At 67.6% G+C, this 19,373-nt stretch carries 14 protein-coding genes; 8 read left to right on the plus strand and 6 right to left on the minus strand.

Annotated features, from left to right (window positions below; genetic code table 11):
* Positions 1-106: 106 nt before the first annotated feature.
* The 4 genes from POL67_RS10180 (at position 107) to POL67_RS10195 (ending at position 5,130) form a co-directional block, all read left to right on the plus strand.
* Positions 107-1,450 carry an erythromycin esterase family protein gene (locus POL67_RS10180; RefSeq protein WP_271917039.1) on the plus strand — a complete coding sequence of 448 codons (1,344 nt, stop codon included), beginning with the start codon at positions 107-109 and terminating at the stop codon, positions 1,448-1,450.
* 117 nt (positions 1,451-1,567) lie between these two features.
* The gene (gene glf / locus POL67_RS10185; RefSeq protein ID WP_271917040.1) at positions 1,568-2,692 is read left to right on the plus strand and encodes a UDP-galactopyranose mutase; all 1,125 of its coding nucleotides are present in this window, start codon (positions 1,568-1,570) and stop codon (positions 2,690-2,692) included.
* Between the two features lie 180 nt (positions 2,693-2,872).
* Positions 2,873-4,345, plus strand: a complete 1,473-nt coding sequence (locus POL67_RS10190; protein ID WP_271917042.1) for an alkaline phosphatase family protein — start codon at positions 2,873-2,875, stop codon at positions 4,343-4,345.
* Positions 4,342-5,130 (plus strand): hypothetical protein, encoded by a 789-nt coding sequence (locus POL67_RS10195; protein ID WP_271917043.1) that lies wholly within the window; start codon positions 4,342-4,344, stop codon positions 5,128-5,130. Before POL67_RS10190 ends, POL67_RS10195 begins: the two co-directional genes overlap by 4 nt.
* 52 nt (positions 5,131-5,182) lie before the next feature.
* Here POL67_RS10195 and POL67_RS10200 read toward each other — a convergent pair whose 3' ends face one another.
* Entirely contained in the window at positions 5,183-5,581 is a 399-nt protein-coding gene (locus POL67_RS10200; RefSeq protein ID WP_271917044.1) for a hypothetical protein, read from the minus strand.
* A gap of 141 nt (positions 5,582-5,722) precedes the next feature.
* On the opposite strand from POL67_RS10200, the gene POL67_RS10205 reads away from it, so the two are divergent.
* Complete coding sequence (locus POL67_RS10205; RefSeq protein ID WP_271917045.1) at positions 5,723-7,465, plus strand: hypothetical protein; 1,743 nt, start codon at positions 5,723-5,725, stop codon at positions 7,463-7,465.
* Here the strand turns inward: POL67_RS10205 and POL67_RS10210 are convergent.
* The 4 genes from POL67_RS10210 to POL67_RS10225 form a co-directional block, all read right to left on the minus strand.
* Positions 7,462-8,670, minus strand: coding sequence for an acyltransferase family protein (locus tag POL67_RS10210; RefSeq protein WP_271917046.1), 1,209 nt, complete (start codon positions 8,668-8,670; stop codon positions 7,462-7,464). The genes POL67_RS10205 and POL67_RS10210 overlap by 4 nt on opposite strands.
* 28 nt (positions 8,671-8,698) lie before the next feature.
* On the minus strand, positions 8,699-9,460 hold the full coding sequence (locus POL67_RS10215; RefSeq protein WP_271917047.1) for a hypothetical protein: 762 nt from the start codon (positions 9,458-9,460) through the stop codon (positions 8,699-8,701).
* Positions 9,461-9,526: 66 nt separating this feature from the next.
* Entirely contained in the window at positions 9,527-13,402 is a 3,876-nt protein-coding gene (locus tag POL67_RS10220) for an MSCRAMM family protein (RefSeq protein WP_271917048.1), read from the minus strand.
* A 183-nt stretch (positions 13,403-13,585) separates the two neighbouring features.
* On the minus strand, positions 13,586-14,797 hold the full coding sequence (locus tag POL67_RS10225) for a matrixin family metalloprotease (protein WP_271917049.1): 1,212 nt from the start codon (positions 14,795-14,797) through the stop codon (positions 13,586-13,588).
* A 402-nt stretch (positions 14,798-15,199) separates the two neighbouring features.
* On the opposite strand from POL67_RS10225, the gene POL67_RS10230 reads away from it, so the two are divergent.
* Positions 15,200-15,748 (plus strand): NUDIX hydrolase, encoded by a 549-nt coding sequence (locus POL67_RS10230; protein WP_271917050.1) that lies wholly within the window; start codon positions 15,200-15,202, stop codon positions 15,746-15,748.
* Between the two features lie 54 nt (positions 15,749-15,802).
* Here POL67_RS10230 and POL67_RS10235 read toward each other — a convergent pair whose 3' ends face one another.
* Positions 15,803-17,041: a hypothetical protein gene (locus POL67_RS10235; protein ID WP_271917051.1), complete on the minus strand. Its 1,239-nt coding sequence runs from the start codon at positions 17,039-17,041 to the stop codon at positions 15,803-15,805.
* A gap of 173 nt (positions 17,042-17,214) precedes the next feature.
* Here POL67_RS10235 and POL67_RS10240 point away from each other — a divergent pair, with 173 nt between their 5' ends.
* Together POL67_RS10240 and POL67_RS10245 are read left to right on the plus strand one after the other, a co-directional pair.
* A complete protein-coding gene (locus tag POL67_RS10240; RefSeq protein ID WP_271917052.1) occupies positions 17,215-18,285 on the plus strand; it encodes a hypothetical protein in 1,071 nt (356 codons plus the stop codon).
* A 51-nt stretch (positions 18,286-18,336) separates the two neighbouring features.
* Positions 18,337-19,371 carry a CapA family protein gene (locus POL67_RS10245; RefSeq protein WP_271917053.1) on the plus strand — a complete coding sequence of 345 codons (1,035 nt, stop codon included), beginning with the start codon at positions 18,337-18,339 and terminating at the stop codon, positions 19,369-19,371.
* The last annotated feature ends 2 nt before the right edge of the window (positions 19,372-19,373 follow it).

Genomic DNA, 19,373 nt, shown 5'->3' on the forward strand with positions numbered 1-19,373 from the left:
GCGCGCGCGAGCGGCTTCTCGAGCGCGCAGCGCTCGCGCGGCCTCCACATACGTGATGCCTCAATGGCATCTTGTGATTCCGACCGTGACGTATCATGACGCGAACATGGCTACGCATGCGCCGCTCCAGGGGGCACTGCCTCGCACCGTGGCGGCGTGCGCTCTCCCGCTCGAGGGGACGCGACACGACCATGATGCATTGCTCCATGCCATCGGGGATTCGACGCTCGTCCTTCTCGGCGAGGCGTCGCACGGGACGCACGAGTTCTACAACGAGCGCGCGCGCCTGACGCGCCGGCTCATCGAGGACAAGGGCTTCTGCGCGGTCGCGGTCGAGGCCGACTGGCCGGACGCCTATCGCATCAATCGTTTCGTCCGAGGCAGGGGCCCCGACCCCGGGCCACTCGAAGCGCTCAGCGGATTCGAGCGCTTCCCCGCGTGGATGTGGCGAAACACGGATGTCCTCGATTTCGTGAAGTGGCTACGGGAGCACAATGACGCGCACCCCCACCGCGCCGCCGGGTTCTACGGGCTCGATCTTTACAGCATGAACACGTCGATCGAGGCCGTGCTCGCTTATCTCGACCGGATCGATCCCGAAGGGGCCGAGATCGCGCGGCGGCGGTACGGGTGCTTCGAGGTCTTCGGCCGCGACACGCAGGCGTACGGGTATGCGACGAGCCTCGGGATGGTGGCGTCGTGCGAGGACGAGGTCGTCCGGCAGCTCATGGAGATCGAGCGGCGCGCGCCCGAGTACGCTCGCCGCGGTCCAGATGAGGAGGGCGAGGACGAGGCATTTTTCGCCGAGCAGAATGCACGCCTCGTGAAGAATGCGGAGCGTTACTATCGTGCGATGTTCCGCGGCGGGGCCGCCTCGTGGAACCTGCGCGACGAGCACATGGCCGAGGCGCTCGATGCGCTGCGGGCGCACCTCGGGCGTCGTCGCGGCGCCCCCGCGAAGGTCGTCGTGTGGGCGCACAACTCGCACCTCGGCGACGCGCGGGCGACGCAGATGTCCCGCGAAGGCGAGCTCAACGTCGGCCAGATCGTGAAGGAGCGCCATCCGGACGTGTTCTCGATCGGGTTCACCACGTATGCGGGGATGGTCTCCGCGGCGTCGGGCTGGGGCTCCGAGGTGGAGCAAAAACGCGTGCGTCCCGCCCGCCCCGACAGCTACGAGGCGATCCTGCACGCCACGGGGCTCGAAAAGTTCGCGCTCCTCCTGCGGGATCCGAGGCTCTCGCCGCTTCACGCCCAGCGGCTCGAGCGGGCGATCGGGGTCGTGTATCTGCCGGCGAGCGAGCGGGCGAGTCATTATTTTTATGCCGATCTCGCCGCCCAGTTCGACGCGGTCATTCATTTCGATCTGACGCGCGCAGTCGAGCCCCTCGAAAAGACCGCGCGCTGGGATGCCGGCGAGGCGCCGGAGACGTACCCGACGGGGCTTTGAGCCGCCCGTTCGAACGAAGGGGCTTCCCGCCCGCGCAGCGAGCCCTAGGAGGGCACCCATGCCCCCTTCGATGCATTGCGCCGCGGTGTTCGTCCGGAGCGGCGCCCCGGAGGATCCATGTTCGACTGGCTGATCGTGGGCGCTGGGTTCGCAGGCAGCGTTCTGGCGGAGCGGCTCGCGCGCGGCTCGGGCAAGCGGGTCCTGCTCCTCGACAAGCGCCGGCACATCGGAGGCACCGCGTACGACCATTACGACGACGAGGGCCTGCTCGTCCACAAGTACGGCCCGCACATCTTCCACACGGACTCGAAGGAGGTCTTCGAGTACCTCTCGTCCTTCACCGCGTGGCGGCCGTACCAGCACCGGGTGCTCGCCTCCGTGGACGGGCAGCTCGTTCCGATCCCGATCAACCTCGATACCATCAATCGCTTGTACAACCTCCGCTTGACGTCGTTCGAGCTCGAAGCGTTCTTCGCCGAGCGGGCCGAGAAGGCCCCGCGCGTGCGGACGAGCGAGGACGTCATCGTCGGGAAGGTCGGGCGCGAGGTTTACGAGAAGTTTTTCCGAAACTACACGCGCAAGCAATGGGGTCTCGATCCCTCCGAGCTCGACGCCTCGGTGACCGCGCACATCCCGGTCCGGACGAGCCGCGACGATCGGTATTTCACGGACACGTTCCAGGCGATGCCGCTCCACGGCTACACGCGGATGTTCGAGCGCATGCTCGACCACCCGAACATCAAGGTCATGCTCGGCGTGGATTTTCGCGAGGTGAAGAAATCGATCCCGCACGAGCAGGTCATCTACACGGGGCCGATCGACGCATATTTTGATGATTGTTACGGCAAGCTCCCGTACCGCTCCCTCGAGTTCCGGTTCGAGACGAAGAACACACAGGTCTTCCAGCCGGCGCCCGTGGTGAACCACCCGAACGAGCACCCGTACACGCGCGTGACCGAGTTCAAGTACCTGACGGGGCAGGAGCACCCGAAGACGACCCTCGTCTACGAATATCCGCGCGCCGAGGGTGATCCGTACTATCCGATCCCGCGGCCCGAGAACGCGGAGCTCTACCGGAAATACGAGGCGCTCGCGGCGGCCACGCCCGGCGTCCATTTCATCGGTCGACTGGCGACGTACCGATATTCCAACATGGATCAGGTGGTCGCGCAGGCGCTCGGGCTCTACGCGAAGCTCACCGGCCTGCCGCACAAGCGGACGCCGTTCGCGAGCGCGGCGTAGGCAACTCTGGCATTCCCGGAATCTGCGGCTCCGCCGGACCGGGCGTTCGACGCCCCCTGCCTCGATATCACGCCATAACGCAAGATCCTTTTATTCCCGGGGGTCGAAAGCTTCGCGCTCTGCCGATCGAGCTTGCTCGTCGTCGAAGTCGTGCTGATGATGATATTGACGGGCTCAGCCATGATACGACGACATTCTTTGCGAGGGCTCACGGGACAGGTGTCACGCCGCGCGGCGCTGAAGGGGCTCGGGGCAGGCATCGGCGCCGCGGCGCTCGGGAGCGGGTGCGCGGCGGGGCCCGATCGTTGTGAGGCCGGACCCGCGGCGCCGGCCGTGGGCCCCGATTTCGACGCGAGCGGCGCGCCCACGCCGAGGCGATTGCTCGCCGGGATCGACACGTTCGTGGTCGTCATGATGGAGAACCGCTCCTTCGACCACTTCCTCGGGGCGCTCGCATTCGACCCCGATTACCCCGCGCGGGAAGCCGTCGACGGGCTCGAAGGCGGCGAGACGAACGCGGACGACGACGGCACCACCATGGCCATGCACCGGGCAGCAGCTCCGTGCGCGCACCACGGCCCGCTGCACACCTGGGACGCGGCGCACGTGGCCTTCGCCGGAGGGCGAAACGACGGGTTCTTGCGGGCGAACACGGGAGTCCGGTGGCGGCAGCGCGACGCGATGACGTACCACGATCGGAGCCAGATTCCGCTCTTTTATGCGCTGGCCGATCAATACGTGGTCTGTGATCGGTGGTTCTCGTCCGTGCTCGGGCCGACCTGGCCGAACCGGTTTTTCCTGCACGCCGCGACGTCGCAGGGCATCACGACGAACGATCCGATCGCGGACGGGCCAGCGACGTTATGGGAAAAGCTCGGCAAGGGCTGCTGGTCCGCGAAGGCGTACACCGCCGGGCCCGCACACTGGTATCACGCGGGCTTCCGGGGGCGCCCGCTCGGGGGCAACGATCCGATGGTCTGCACGCGGATCGAGACCTTTTTCCACGACGCCCGCACCGGCAACCTGCCCAACTTTTCCCTCATCGACCCGGATTTCTGGTCCTCCGACCTCCACCCGCCGCATAGCCTGGCCCTCGGCGAGGCCCTGCTCGGCAGCATCGTGCGGTCGATGCAGGAGAGCCCGCAATGGGGGCGCTCGCTCCTCCTCATCACATTCGACGAATACGGCGGGTTCTTCGACCACGTGCCCCCGCCGACCACGGAGGACCCGCGCCCGGCGTTCCGCCAGCTCGGCTTCCGTGTCCCCTCCCTGGTGATCGGCCCGTCCGTGCGCGCGGGGGAGGTCGTCTCCACGCAATTCGAGCACGTCTCGATCGCGGCCACGCTGGCCACGCGGTTCGGCATCGAGAGCCTCGGGCCTCGCATGGATGCGGCGGCGGATCTCACGTCGTGCATCGACCCCGCGCGGGCGGGTTTGCCCCCCCGGCGCGTGGGCAGGCTCCCCCGCGTCGACATCGACCGGCGGCGCGTGGAGGAGGTGAGCTTCCATTTCACGAGCCAACCCGGGATCGAAGCGGCGCTCCGCGCAGGCGCCATTCCGCAGGATCGAATCGACACGCGCTCGCACGAGGAGCGCCTCCGCTCGCTCCTGCGTTACGCCGAGGAGCTCGAGGTCGCGAGGGTCCGCGGATGAGGCAGACACGCTTGCATGCAGCCGCCCTCGTGGTTGCCCTCGCCGCGGGGGCGACGCGGGCCGAGGCCGCCGAGGAAACGGCCCCGCCCGAGGTCAAGCGGTCGTGGATGCTCCCGCCGCTCGCGCGGAACATGGTCCGCGTGCAGGGCACCGTGCGCCCGTTCTTCAACATGATCGGGCCGGGCGGGGGCGCGATCGGGGATCTCTCGGTCGAGTATTATTTCCAGCGGCCCTTCAAGCTCGGCTTCGAGCTCTCTCCGTTCGCGTTCGTCCTCGTCCCTGAGGGGCCGGGCACCATCGTGCATGCCCGGCTGCGCGGGGCGTTCTCCTCCGATTACGTTGAGGTCGGCCTCGGCATCGGGGGGCGAATGCAATATTTTGGTCCGAGTGGCCTCTCCGTGGCACCGGCGATGCGGCTTGGCAGCCTGGACGGCGCGCATTTGCGGGCGGAGCTGGGGTATTCGCTGATCCGAAACTATTACACGCAGCAGACGCAGTTCGCGCTCTCGCACGTGACCGGCGGGCTCGACGTGCCGGTGACGCGACGATTGGCCGTCACCATGGACGGCGGGTATGGCCTCGATCTATGGGCCTATGCGACCCTCGGCGTTCGGCAATGGATCCACGGGCATGGCGAGCCGGGTTCGCTCGCCATCGGCGCATCGGCAGGCGCCGCGTGGGTGGTCGATCGATTTCCCTGTCAGTATGGAGACATCAACCCATGCCGCGGAGCCGCTTGGGGTCTCGGGCCGACGATTGCCGTCCGGGTCGATCGACGCTTTTGACGAAGTCTTGCGGGGGGTGTGGGGGACGAGCCCCCACGTTGACCGAGATCCGTCAATACATGGGCGTGCCGCCGCTGCCGCCCTGGCCCGTCGGGCAGGACAACGAGCCGACGATGTAGCAGCCATGGGTCGGGACGTCGCAGCAGTTGGCGCCGCCTTGCGGGGCCGCGGGACAGCTATTCTGGCAGTCCGCGTCGGCGTTGCACTGGTTCACGCAGACCGCGCCGCCGCCGCTGCTGCTGCTGCTGGAACTCGACGCCGTGCTCCCGCCCGCGCCGTCGCCGCCGCTGCCGCCGGCCCCGCCGCCGCCGCCGGGTCCGACGTCACCGCCGTCGCCGCCTTCGCCGCCGGAAGGCTGGTTGCCGAACTCCGGGCGCTCGGAGGTCGCGCAGGCGGAGAAGCTCACTGCCAAGAGACCGAGGACCAACCAGGTGACGCTAGCGTATTTCACGAGTTTGTGGTCTGAGAGTACCCGAATGCCGCGCTCTCCACAACTCTCTCCTTGTGGCTCTCGACAATGACGAACGACGCGGCCCCTCGCTCTTCCCGCACGCCGCAGCCCCGCGCGACAATTGCAGCGTTGTCAGAAGTCATGCAACGTCGACGCACCTGGATGGGCCTCGGACTCATTTTGCTGCTCGGCGTCATCGTCTACCTCCCCGCGATCCGTACGCCCTTCCTGCTCGACGATTACCTCCAGGCGTCGATGATCGAGGGGACGTTCCCCGGCAAGCGGGGCCCGTTCGACCTGTACGACTTCATCAACGACGCCGATCGCGCGGCCCTCACCGAGCGCGGCATGCTCCCGTGGTGGGCGCACCCCGAACTCCAGATCCGCTTCTTCCGCCCGCTCGCGAGCGCCCTTCATTATTTCGAACACCAAGCGTTTCGCGGCGCGCCGCTCCTGATGCACCTGCACTCGTTCGCCTGGTGGGCGGCGATGGTGCTCGGCGCGCGCGCTCTCTTCCGGCGCGCGCTTTCGGCGCGAGCGGCGGCGATCGCGACGGCCGTGTTCGCGCTCGCGCCCGCCCACGCGATTCCACTGGCCTGGCTCGCCAACCGCGAGGCGTTGCTCTCGCTCACGTTCGGGTTCGCGGCCCTCGCCGCGCACGCGCGTTTCCGCGAGGAACGAAGGCTGCGTGATGCCGCGCTCGCGACGCTGCTCTTCACGCTGGCGCTTCTCTCCGGCGAGTACGCCGTGTGCTTCGGCGGTTACGTGCTCGCCCTGGAAATCGTGGGCAAACGCGAGAGCCTGCTCCGGCGCGCCGCGTTCGTCTCGACGTTCGTGTTGCCCACGGTCGCGTACCTCTACGTGCGGCATCGGGGCGGGTATGGCTCGTTCGGCTCGGGCTTCTACACGGATCCGTTCCGCGAGACGGGCTTGTTCTTGCGCGCCGTACCGCGGAGGTTCTTCACGCTCGTCGCGGATGGTTGGCTCGCGCTCGACGACGAGACGCTGTTGCCCAACAACACACCGGTCGTGCTGCCCGTGCTCCTCGCGGTCGGCACCGCGGCGTTGCTCTACGTGCCGCTGCGGCGTGCGTACGCGGCGCAGGACGAGGCGCGCCGCCCGCGGATCGCGTGGCTCCTCCTCGGCTCGGTGCTCGCGCTCGTGCCGGTATTGCCCGTGGTGCCCTCGCCGCGTGTGCTCGGCGCGAGCTTGCTCGGCATCGCGCCGGCGGTCGCCATGCTCCTCGAATATGCTTGGTTCTCCCCGGCGAGCGACGAGGCGGCGCGCGGGCCGAGGAGCGCGGCAGCGCAGCTCACGGGGCTCGCCGCGGTGGCGCTCGGCTTCGCGCACCTCGTGCACGGGCCCGGGACCGCGTGGCTCATGGCGCGGAGGCAGCAGCGATCCGCCGATGACTTCACGAAGCACTCGGCCGAGCTGCGCGGGCAAATCGAGGCGCCGGAGGACGCCGAGGTGGTCGTGCTCCGCTGCATGGCGAGCGCGTTTTTCCTGCCGTTCGCGCTCGATGATCGGGGCCGGTTGCCCGCGCGCTGGCGGATCCTCGCGCAGACGGGTCACGCGCTCGTGCTGCGGCGTGACGCGCGCACGCTCGACATCCGTGTGCCCCCGGAGCACAGCCTCTTCCCGATGGGATCGGGCGCGCTCTTCCGCAGCTACGACGCCCCGATCGCGCAAGGTGAGGTCTTCACGGTGCCCGGCGTCCGCGTGACGGTCCTCGACGTCGGCCCGCGTGGCCCGCGATCGGCGCGCTTCGTGCTCGATCGGGATCTCGATTCGCCGTCGCTCTCGTGGATCACCGAGGGCCGGAAGGGTTTTACCTTCGCGGAGCTGCCGCCGCGCGGGTTCGGAAAGCCCTTCGATCCCTAACCCGCGAAGCGCTCCCGGAGGCGGAGCGAGGGTTTTTCGATGAGCACGTGCATCGCGTAGCCGATCACGAACGAGATCAGCATCGTCGCCACGAGGGCCGCGGGCCAGACGAGGAGGAGCGAGACGCGCTTCGCGTGGAGGGCCTTCGCGGCGGGCAGGACGACGTGGTCGATGATCGGGATGTGCACGAGGTAGACGCCATAACCGAGCGTCGCGGCGCGGCGGAAGAAGGGCGCCGAGAGGCCACGGTGGATCCACCCGTCGCCGTGGAGCAGGAGCGGCAGGGCGCAGAGGTACATGAGGCTCGTCACGGTGCCCCAGGCGAAGACGTGCACGAGCTGGACGTGCTCTTCGCCGAACATCGCGGGGTTCAAGAGGAGCCAGAGGCACGTGAGCGCCGGGATCGCGAGGAGCGCGCGGTGGAAGGGCCGCGCGAGGAAGCGGCCCACGGTCTCGCCGTGGCGCTGGTGGATGAAGGCGAGGAGGATCCCCGCGACGAGTGTGTCGAAGCGCGTGTGCGTGCGGAAGTAGAGCGCGCCGTAGAGGATGAAATCGTTCCACGGGCGGTAACGGAAGTAGATGACGAGCCGCACGACGAGCGCCGCGAGGAAGAGCGCGCCGAGGAGCCAGAAGCGCGCGCGCTCGCTTCGCAGGCGGTGGAGCACGAAAAAGAGGAGCGGGACCGTCAGGTAAAACTGCTCTTCGAGCGAGAGCGACCAGCCCCAGAACATGATGATGTCGGGGCGGTGCAAGGAGACGAAGTTCGTCAGGTACGTGTACTCGTAGGGCAGGTGCGCGCGTTGCGTCGCCGTGAGCGGGAGCGCGAGCGCGAGGATCGTGAGCACCACGTAGTACGAGGGGAACGTGCGCAGGACGCGGCGTAGATAAAAGCGGCGCAGATCCTGGGTGCCGTTCTTCTGGAGGGAGCGGAGCAGGATCGAGCCGATGAGGAAGCCGCTCAGGAGGAAGAAGAGATCCATCCCGAAGAAGATCGAGAGGGATCGGTCGACGAAGCCGCGATCGAGGGGGATGCCTTGCTCGCCCCAGAAGATCCACGTGACGTGGTACTGGACGACGCTGACGATCGCGACGACGCGCAGGCCGTGGAGCGCGGGGTAACGGTTGTCGAGGAGATCGAGGCCAAAGAAGGCGCGGAGCCCGGAGGGTTTCGCGGGCGCGCCGAGGGCTTGGGCGGGCGCGGACATCGAGGGGCGATGGCGAGCGAGGAGAAGCTCACTCCTCCGGCTTCACGCCGCACATGGCCGCGACGCGGTTCACCTTGGCCTTGAACTCGTCGCCCGCGGGGTCGACCTTCTTCGACTCGTTGAGCAGGGTCGCGAACCGGCGCATGGGCGGGACGCCCTCCTTGAGCGCGCCGAGCATGGCCGTGAGGCTCGACTTCACCTTCGCGTCCTTGACCTGGAGTTTCTCCATCGCTGCGATGAACTTCTCGATCGCGGCCGCATGCTCGGCGAACTTCTCGCCCTCCATGCGGGGGACCTTCTGGAGCTCGACGCCGAGGGCATCACACTCGGCCTTCGGCCCGTTGTTGCACGTCGCGTCGAACGCGTTCGCCGTGGACGTGACCTTCTTCTCCCACGCGCTGAGCTGGCCCTTGATCTGCTCCATCTCGTCGACGATCGGGCCCATCGACTTGAGCTGGTTGCCAAAGCTCTCGGCCTGGGTGGCGAGCTCGGCGACGGCCTCCTTGAAGTCGGGCGTCTCGATGGGCTCCTTTTTGAGCGCGTCGGAGAGACGGAGGAACGCACCCGTGAGCGAGCGCATTTCCTCGGACGGGCCGTTGCCTTTCGGCCGATCTTCGAGGGCCACGAGGTGCTTGCCGACGGCCTCGCACTCGGGCGGCCGGGGCTTGCCGTCGCCGCTGGTCTCGCTCGTGTTTGCGTCGGCGGACGTCTTCGGTTCCTGAGCGGCCCCGCCGCCGCAGGCGACGACGAGGAAGAAGAAGGGGGCGAGGAGGACCGAGCGCGTTCGCATGGCGCGGGGATATCCTAGCCCCGGGGCGCGGTCAACCGCGGGAGCGGGCGGGCGTCGGCGAGAGGTTCACGGCACGGCGAGGCAGGCGCCGAGTCTGCGGAAGCCGTTCGGGTTGGGATCGCCGACGGTCGTCGCGGTGACGGTGTCGTACTGGCTGTCCCAGTTTTTTCGATAAAGGAGATCGTAGACGCCGGGCAGAAGGCTCGCCGTCCAGGTGGGACCATTGAGCATGTACCCGCTGCCGCTGTAATTGAAGGACGCGACGGCGTGCAGGGCGCCCGTATCGATGGCGCGGAAGTAGAACGTGGCGCCGGCGTAATAACTCATCGGGGGGATCGGCTGTCCGGCGAGTGTGATCGGGACCGAGAGGGTGGTCATGGGCACGTCGATGTCGAGCGTGTTGTTCCCGGCTGTGATCGTGACGTCGAGGTCGAGGAGCCGCAGGCCGTTTGGATTGGGATCGCCGACAGTCGTCGTGGTGACGGTGTTGTACTGGCTATCCCAGTTCTTGCGGTACCAGAGCTCGTAATCGCCGGGCAGGAGGCTCGTGGTCCAGGTGGGGCCGTTGAGCATGTAGCCGCTGCCGCTGTAGTTGAAGGAGGCGACGGAATGGAGGGCGCCGGTGTCCTTCGCTTTGAGGTAGAACGTGGCGCCGGCGTAGTAGCTCATCGCGGGGAGCGGCTGTCCGCCGAGCGTGATGGTGCCCGAGACCGTGGCCCGCGGGACATCGATGTTCAGTGTGTTGGCTCCGGGCGTGATGGTGACGCTTCCGCTCAAACGGCGCATGCCATTGGGATTGGGATCGCCGTCGCCGGTGGTGGTGACGGTGTTGTACTGGCTGTCCCAGTTTTTGCGGTACCAGAGCTCGTATTCACCGGGCAGGAGGCTCGTGGTCCAGGTGGGGCCATTGAGCATGTAGCCGCTGCCGCTGTAGTTGAAGGATGCGACGGAATGGAGGGCGCCGGTGTCCTTCGCTTTGAGGTAGAACGTGGCGCCGGCGTAGTAGCTCATCGCGGGGAGCGGCTGTCCGCCGAGCGTGATGGTGCCCGAGACCGTGGCCCGCGGGACATCGATGTTCAGTGTGTTGGCTCCGGGCGTGATGGTGACGCTTCCGCTCAAACGGCGCATGCCATTGGGATTGGGATCGCCGTCGCCGGTGGTGGTGACGGTGTTGTACTGGCTGTCCCAGTTTTTGCGGTACCAGAGCTCGTATTCACCGGGCAGGAGGCTCGTGGTCCAGGTGGGGCCATTGAGCATGTAGCCGCTGCCGCTGTAGTTGAAGGATGCGACGGAATGGAGGGCGCCGGTGTCCTTCGCTTTGAGGTAGAACGTGGCGCCGGCGTAGTAGCTCATCGCGGGGAGGGGCTGCCCGCCGAGCGTGATGGTGCCCGAGACCGTGGCCTGCGGGACATCGATATTCAGCGTGTTGGCTCCGGGCGTGATCGTGACGTTCTTGCTCAGGATCCGCATGCCGTTGGGATTGGGATCGCCGTCGCCGGTGGTGGTGACGGTGTTGTACTGGCTGTCCCAGTTTTTGCGGTACCAGAGCTCGTAATCGCCGGGCAGGAGGCTCGTGGTCCAGGTGGGGCCGTTGAGCATGTAGCCGCTGCCGCTGTAGTTGAAGGAGGCGACGGTATGAAGGGCGCCGGTGTCCTTCGCTTTGAGGTAGAACGTGGCGCCGGCGTAGTAGCTCGTCGCGGGGAGCGGCTGTCCGCCGAGCGTGATGGTGCCCGAGACCGTGGCCGTCGGGACATTGATGTGCAACGTGTTCGCGCCCGCGCCGAGGACGAGGTTCGTCTGGAGGATCCGCATGCCGTTCGGATTGGGATCTCCGCTGCTGGTGGCGGAGACAGTGTTGTACTGGTTGTCCCAGTTTTTCCGGTACCAGAGGTCGTAGATGCCGGGCAGGAAGCTCGTGGTCCAGGTAGGGCCATTGAGCATGTAGCCGCTGCCGCTGTAGTTAAAGGATGCGACGGCATGCTGCGCGCCGGTGTCCCGGGCCTTCAGGTAAAATATGGCGCCGGCATAGTAGCTGGACGCAGGGAGCGGCTGCCCGCCGAGCGTGATCGTGCCGGAGACGGTGCCGAGCGGGACGTCGATTCCACCAGGCATCGGCGTGGTCGTCGCGCAATCGAGGTTCCCTGCACAACCCGCGGTCGGAGCGCCCTTGCAGACGCCGGCAGCGTCGCATGTGTCGCCCTGTGTGCAGGGGATGCCGTCATTGCAGGCGCTGCCCGCGGACTTCGGGATCAGCGGGAAGCTCTGCGTGGCCTCATTGCACGCGCCATAGGAGGCGCAGGGGCCGGGTGCGGGCGGCGCCACGGGGACGTTCGTGTGGATGCAGCCCTTCGCGTCCGCGCTTGGGTTCGCAGGCGTGCAGCTCTCGGTGCCCGTGCAATAAAGGTTGTCGTTGCAGAGCGCGTTCGTCGCCGTGTGCTTGGGCGCGCCGTTTTGGCAGACATCGGTGGTGCAGAAAATGCCGTCGTCCGGAAGGAGCGTGTTGTCGACCGTGTTCGCGCAGCCCGTGAGCGCGTTGCAGGTGTCCACGGTGCAGGGATTTCCGTCGTTGCACGTGAGGGCCGTGCCGCCCGTGCAGGTGCCTGCCTGGCAGGTTTGTCCCGTCAAGCAGAGCGTCGTGGAGCAGGCCGCGCCGTTCGGCAGCGTCGTGTAGGTGCACGCGCCATTGACGACCGTATCGGTGGTGCAGGGGTTGCCGTCATTGCAGGCGGGTGTGTAACACTCGGCCACACCGCCGTTGTTTTTGCAGGCCTGGTTCAACGCGAGGCAGGGGTCGGGCTTGCAAGGGTCGTTGGTGCATCCGCCCTGGCCGTCGTCGTGATACCCGGAATCGCAGGAGCAGACCGCGAGCGGGCCGTTCGGCGTGCATACGGTCTTGTGGGGAGCGACGCACGGGGTCGGCAAGCAGGGATCCTGCGTGCAACCGTCCATGCCGTCGGGGTGATAGCCCGCGTCCACGTCGCAGTCGGCGCAGGAATCGCCGGCATACCCCAGATCGCAAGTGCAAACGACGACGCCGTTGGCATCCGAACAGGCGCCATGCCCACTGCAACTCGCGGGCGCGCAGACCTCGTCGACGACGCAGGCGCCGCCCTCGTCGTGATACCCGGCGTCGCAGCCGCACACCGGCATCCCGTTCGGCGCACTGCAAACGGTCTGGTGCGGCTCCTTGCAGGGGTTCGGCAAGCAAGGATCCTGCGTGCAGCCGCCCGCGCCGTCGGGGTGGTATCCCATCGCATCGTCGCACGTCCCGCAGTTCGGCGGCGCCCAGCCCGGGTCACAGGTGCAGCTCAGGCTGCCGGCGCCCGCGTCGATACACACGCCGTGTCCGCCGCAGGTCGTGGGCATGCACGTCGCGTCGGGCACGCAAAACCCGTTTTCGTCGTGTGTGCCGGCGCCGCAGCCGCACACGATCATGCCGCCTTGCACTGAGCACATGGGTTTGTCGGAAGAGCAGGGGTTCGGCTCACAAGGGGTATTCGTACACCCGCCCTGGCCGTCGGGGATGTATCCGCCTTGTGTGTCGCAGTCCACGCAATGATCGCCCGCGAAGCCGGGATCGCAGGTGCAGATGACCGTTCCGCTCGTCGCGTCGCAGGAGCCGTGTCCGCCGCAGGTCGTGGGCGTGCAGGTGGTATCCGGGATACACGCGCCGGCCTCGTCGTGATGGCCCGGATCACACTGGCACGAGGCCATGCCGCCTTCGTCTTTGCACGTGGTGCGGCGCGGCTCGGTGCAGGGGTTCGGCGTGCATGGATCGGAGGTGCAGCCGTCGAACCCGTCGGGGTGCTGCGAGGGCGGGCATTCGCTGCCGGCGTCCACGGCGGGCGGCGGTTGTTGCGGGCCGTCGTCGCCGCAGCCGGCGTGGAACGTGACAAGGAAAAGGACTCCGAGCAGAGTCCGGAAGGCTCCCGAGCGTTTCATGAATTCGCCTCGAACAGGGACGTGGGGGACTTGCGGGCGGGATGGTACGGAAACGCTGGGTTCCGTTCAACCAGTTCGCGCGCGTCCCGGCGAGGCGGGACCGGCGCCGCAGGGGCGCCGGGAAAAGCGGCAGCCCCGCGCGGCGGGAGGGGCGCCGCGCGGAGCTGCGAAGGCGTGTCGGGCTCAGGGCGCCGTATAGGTCACGGAGAGCTGATACTGGCCCCAGTTGTATCCATACACCGCAATGAACGCCTGGGATTGTCCCGCAGGAACGGTCAGGCTACACGCCTCGTTCGGGCCGGTCTTGTACGGGCGGCAGTTCCATTTCGAGGCCGTGGGCTGCGCGCCGAACCGCACGTAAAGATCGGGGTCGCCCTTTCCGGTCATCGTGACCTGGAACGTCGTCCCCGCGGCCACGGAGAGCGGGGCGAGCTGCGCGAGCTGCGTTTTGCTCACGGTGCCGCTGAAGCTCTGCGTGGTCGGCGAGCCGCCCGGAGCCGGAGGATTGCCGGGGTCGCCGGGGCCGGGATCGCCGGGCTCCGGGGCCGGGGGCGCGCCGCCGGGCGCGCCGTAGACCAGAACGGCGCCCTGCTTGTCCTTGTCGGTCAGGCTCAGGGTCTTGTCGCCCGTCCCATTGCATTGCGGGTAATGCATGACCGACTTGGAGTCGTAGGGGGTGAGCTCACGCCACTGGTTGTCCTCGAAGCACGTGCCGGCCTCGGGGCGGGTGTGCTCGTGGCGGAAGCCGAGGGTGTGGCCGAGCTCGTGCCGCAGAATACCGGTGAGCGTGGTCGGCCCGTTGTTGCCGAATGCGCCGCTGTCGATGAGCACGTTGCGGCTGCTGCGGGCGTCGCCGGGGAAGAACGCGCGCGCGAGGTACTGGCCGCCCGAATTCGTGGGCCGCACGTCGAAGAGGACGTTGCTGTTCTGCGCGGTGCAGCTCCCATCCTGGGCGGACGCGTGCTGGTATTTCACGTTCGTCACGGCCTCCCAGGCAGCGGTCGCGTCCTTCATGGCCTGGACCGCCGCGTCGTAGCGGGTGCCGAAGGTCGTGCTCACGCAGTACGTGAGGTTGAGCTTCTGGGTGTCGTTCCACTTTGCATCCTGGCCGCCCGCGCGGTGGATGATGAGCGCCCCGTGGCGGACGTACGTCTCGTAAAACTCCTCCAGCTTCTTGACGTCGTCGATCGGCGTGTCGCCGTCGACGATGTAGATGCCCGTGTCTGGCTCACGATACGTAACGGCCTCGAATTCTTCGAAGCTCGCATACGTGTCGGCCACGGCCTCGTCGCCGCTCGGCGCTCCCGCGCACCCGGCGCCGAGCGCGCCGGAGACGAGGACGAAAGCAACCACGGATCGGCCCGCAAAGCCGATGTTCTTCGTACCAGCGCTCATCGTATTTCCTCCATGGCCCGGCATCCACGTGGAGCCATCGGGACAGAATGTGGATGACGCAAGGAAGCAGGGCGCGCGCATGTGCGTCAATGCAAGCGCACGATTTCACCGGTCCGGGTGCCGACGCCAACGAAGTTCCATTGAGCGCCCCATGGTTCGTCGAAATCGTGAAGATCTATGAAAAACGCGCAAAAAGAAGAAAGGACGTTGTCCGGTCCACGCCTCGGCGACACAGGCTCCGGGTGTGCTGCGCGTCCTGACAAACCGGCGGGTGAAGGGAAACGTTGCATTCGGTCGCGGCGCTTCGCGCGATGCAATCGTGAGGGGGCAGGGCCCCTCTCGGATGGGCGGATCGCGACGGCGGCCTTGCGGGGGCCGCGGAGGGAGGCTAGGGAAGGGCGCATGAAGCCCTGGTCCGTGATGCAGAGCCGCCCGATCGTCGCGCGTCGATGGTTGACCGTCCACGAGCAGCGCATCGCATTGCCGCACGGCGGCGAGATCGACGAGTTCCACGTGATCGAGGCGCCCGACTGGGCCTCGGTGCTGGCGGTGACGGAGGAGGGGCAGGTCGTGTTCGTCGATCAGTATCGACACGGCGCGGCGCGTGTGAGCCGGGAGCTGCCGGCAGGCGTGATCGACGCGGGCGAGACGCCTGAGCAGGCGGCGCGGCGCGAGCTCGAGGAGGAGACGGGGTTCGTCGCGGCGACCTGGCTGCCGCTCCTGACCACGAACACGGAGCCGAGCCGGCACACGAACCGCGCCCATTTCTTTTTCGCCGCGGGCGCGCGCCGGGCCTCCGAGCAACGGATGGATCCCGCGGAGAACATTCACGTGGCGCTGATGGAGCCGAAAGAGATCGTGCCCGCGATCGAACGTGGGCAGATCATCCACGGCGTGCACGTGGGCGCAATCCTGCTCGCGGTGCGGCGAGGGCTCTTGTCGCTCGATTGAGGCAGGGAGAGGGGGCGGATTACGCTCGGGCGAGCGTGATCCGCACGGGGAGGGTCACTTCGCGAGGCAGGCGTCGAACTCGGTCTTGCAGACGATCGCCGGATCCTGGCCCGGGCCGAGCTTGAAGAAGCAACGCAAGGCGTCGGAGAACTCCCGCGAGACCGCTTCGTCGGCGTTCGTCACGCAGGGCGTCATGGCCTCGAGGCCGCCCATGCCGCCGATGGCCTGCTGCACGCAGGCGAACGACTCGGCGCACGTCGCCTTGCCATTGCCCACCCACTCGCCGCCGATGAAGTTCGGCGTGTTGGGAGCGGAGGGCTCGGCAAGGCAGTTCGACGTGGCCGGATCCGCCGGGTAATACGAGCCGATGAGCATACACATCTCGTCGGTCGAGCGCGGGCCCTGGAAGACGTCCTTCGCCTGCGCGTTCGAGTAGTCACACCAGTAATCGAACCGCTCGCCCGCCTTGATCTTGAGGCCCTCGCCGAAATCCTTGACGGTCACGTTCTCCCATTCGGTGCTCGTGTAGAACGGATCCGCCTTCCCCTCGATTGACGCGGCATACCCGACGCCGCGGGCGTGCATGTGGGATTGCACGTTCGCGATCGTGATGTCCTTGTGCACGGGGCAACGCATGCGCGCGCGGCCCTCGGCCTGCGCCCCGACGTGGATGAAGGGGTTGTAGAGGAAGAGGATGTCGCCCTCCGTCTTCACCTCGGCCTCGGGGACCGTGTAGAGGTTCACCCGGACCTCGGGCTCGATGGTCTTCATCGAGGCGTTGATGTAATGCGCGTTCATGAGGAGCACGGCGCCCGGGCGCACCTTCATGGCCACGCCCTCGGGGAAGCGCAGCATGGAGTCGCCGTCGGCGTTCTGCGAGCCGGCGACGAGCTTCTCCACGGCCCAGCCATTCGTGGCGCCGTCGGAGCAGTCGAACACGCCGCTCGTATCGACCACGGTCCCGTCCTCTTTCTGGGTCGGGATCTCTTCGTAGCTCGTCTGGTAGAGCAGGAAGTGGTGGCTGCCCTTCGAGTAGCGCACTTCGTCGCGGCTGACGAAGAGCCCCTCGGCGGGCGCCTGCACGAACATGCAATGCTCACCCTCGGTGCCGGCGTCGAGCTTCGTGACCATCTTGAACTGCACGCCCTTGCCCGCTTCCGGGGGCGCAAGCAGCTCTTCCTGTCCGGGCTGCTCGGGCCCCGCGGGCTCCGTGCCGCCACAGCCCACGAGGGCCGGCAGGGCGAAGGTGAGGGAAGGGATGGCGGTCCTGATTAAGAAGCGGCGAAGATGCATGACCCGTCCTTGGTAATGACCGGTGGTCACCCCGTGTTAGTGACCGGCGGTCACAAAGTCAACTCCCGGAAGGTGAAGAATTGCTGCCCGGGTGGGTGTTGCCTTTGGTACCCACTCGCGGTAAAAAGTTCATCGGTCTCGCAACTTCGTACAGGGGTGTGGGGATGGGCGACATGGCGGACCCGACGACGAGCAAGCTCCTCGGTCAGCTCCCTGCGGGGGTGGAGCTTCGTGACATTGGTTTGTCCTTCACGCTGCCCCGCGGCAAGAACCTCAGCCGGACCTGGACCCGCGCGCTCCGGACCGAGCTCGCGAGCCGCGTGCGGCTGCGGATCGCGCAGGATCGGCTGACGTTGCGGTGTGATCCGCCGATCGTCGTCGACGCATTGTGGCCCGCGAAGAACATGCTGTTCGGGGGCGCGGACGTGCGTTTTTCGGACGCGGGCATCGAGGCGTGGGTCTCCTCGATCGACGGCCCGGGCGAGGGGCTCCTGGATTTCACGGGGGAGGCCAAAAAGCAGATCGTGGAGATCCTCGCCGCGGGCCTGCGCGGCACGAAGATGGCGGTCCCCGGCTACGATCCGATGCGGGACGAGACCGCGCTCGCCACGCTCGAGGCGATCGCCGACAATTTCCGGAGCGCGCCTTCGAGCGGAACGTCGGACGTATCCATTGCGGATCTCGGGGATCCCGCGGCCGAGGCGACGTTCGCGCTGCGCGAGCCCTTCGTGTACGAGCAGAACGGCACGGGGCTCTCGGTGGCGGCCGGCGGGGCGATCCACGTGCAAATCAAGGGGAGCGGGAACCTCGCGACGATCGCCGCAGGGACGTCGAACGCGGCGCGCGTCCAGGCCGCGAACCTGCAATCGATCACGATCACGAGCGAGGCGCTTTCGGTCGTCAACGGCGGAAGCCCGCTCGTGGAACTCACGTGCATTCGTATCGATCGCGGCGGGGCCGTGACGCTGTCGCGGCTGCGGCTGCGTGGGACGCTGGAGGAGGTCGCGGGGCTCGAATCGCTGGTGCGCGTGGTCGCGGGGGTGGTGCGCTTCGCCGGGGGCGAGGTGGCGCTCGATGCGGGGCTCGCGCTCGCGGTCCAGGATCCGGCGTCCGAGGCCACGGTCGTACCCGGGCTCGTCCGGAGCAAGATCGAGGAAGTGCTGGCCGAGGGCGTGCGGCGGCTCGTGCACGAGCACGCGGAGGTGATCCCAGGGCTCGATCTGCGGGACGTGCTCGCGGTCTGAGCGCTCCGGAACTTTTCGCGCGGAGAGGGGATGGTGTAGGGTATCGGCGGAATGCAAGCGCGCCGCGCCTCGGCTTTGACGCTCCTCGGGCTCGTGCTCGCGGCAGCGTGGTCTTCGAGTGGCGCGTCGGGGGCGCCCGGCCGTCCGGTCCCCCTCGCGAGCGTGATTCCGAGGCCCGCGCCGCCGCCCGTGTCCCTGGAGGCGCCGCCCGCGGCACAGAAGCCGCGCGCGACCGTCGCTTTCGTGGGCGACGTGTCGATGGCGCTCGGGGTCGGGGCGGTGATCAAGAAAGGTTTGGAAGCGGGGTTTCCTTTTGCGCACGTGGCCGAGCGGCTGCGGTCGTACGATCTTCTCGTGGGAAACCTCGAATGCGTGGTGACGTCGCAGGGCGAGCCCGCGATTCCCGAGCCATTGGTCGCGCCGCTGGAGACACCGCGCCTCTTGCGCGACGCGGGTTTCGATATGGTGTCGGTGGCGAACAACCACACGCTCGACATGTCGGAGGCGGGGTATTTCGAGATGCTCGAGCGCCTCGACTCCGCGGGGCTCGGCGCTTTCGGGACGACGCAGGCGAGCCCCGGGCGTGAGGCGTTCGTGGTGCGGGAGGTGTCCGGGGTACGAATCGCGTTGATCGGTCACGTGGATCGAGGTCGTGCGCGGTCGCGGCAGGACGTGGAACGGGCGCGGGAGCGGGCCGATGTCGTGATCGTGTTCGTTCACTGGGGGATCGAATACATGCTCACGCCCACGAAGTATCAGCGCGAGGCGAGTCGCGAGCTCATCGACGCCGGGGCGGATGCGGTCATCGCGGCGCATGCCCACGTGGTGCAGCCGGCGGAGCGATATCGAGGGCGGCTGATCGCGCACGGGATCGGCAATTTCGTGTTTTCGGGCATGACGCGGACGGGGAGCCACACGGGCACGCTCCTGGAACTCGATGTGACCCGGGAGGGGGTGACCGGGCATCGGTTTTTGCGGGTCGCGATCGACGAGCGAGGCGCGCCGCGTTTCGTGGGGAACCCGAGCGAGGAGGCGCCGCTCGATCCGCCCGGTCCGCGGCCGATGCCGCCGATGGCCGGAGAGTAGGC

This window comes from Polyangium mundeleinium (assembly GCF_028369105.1).
Taxonomy (GTDB): domain Bacteria; phylum Myxococcota_A; class Polyangia; order Polyangiales; family Polyangiaceae; genus Polyangium; species Polyangium mundeleinium.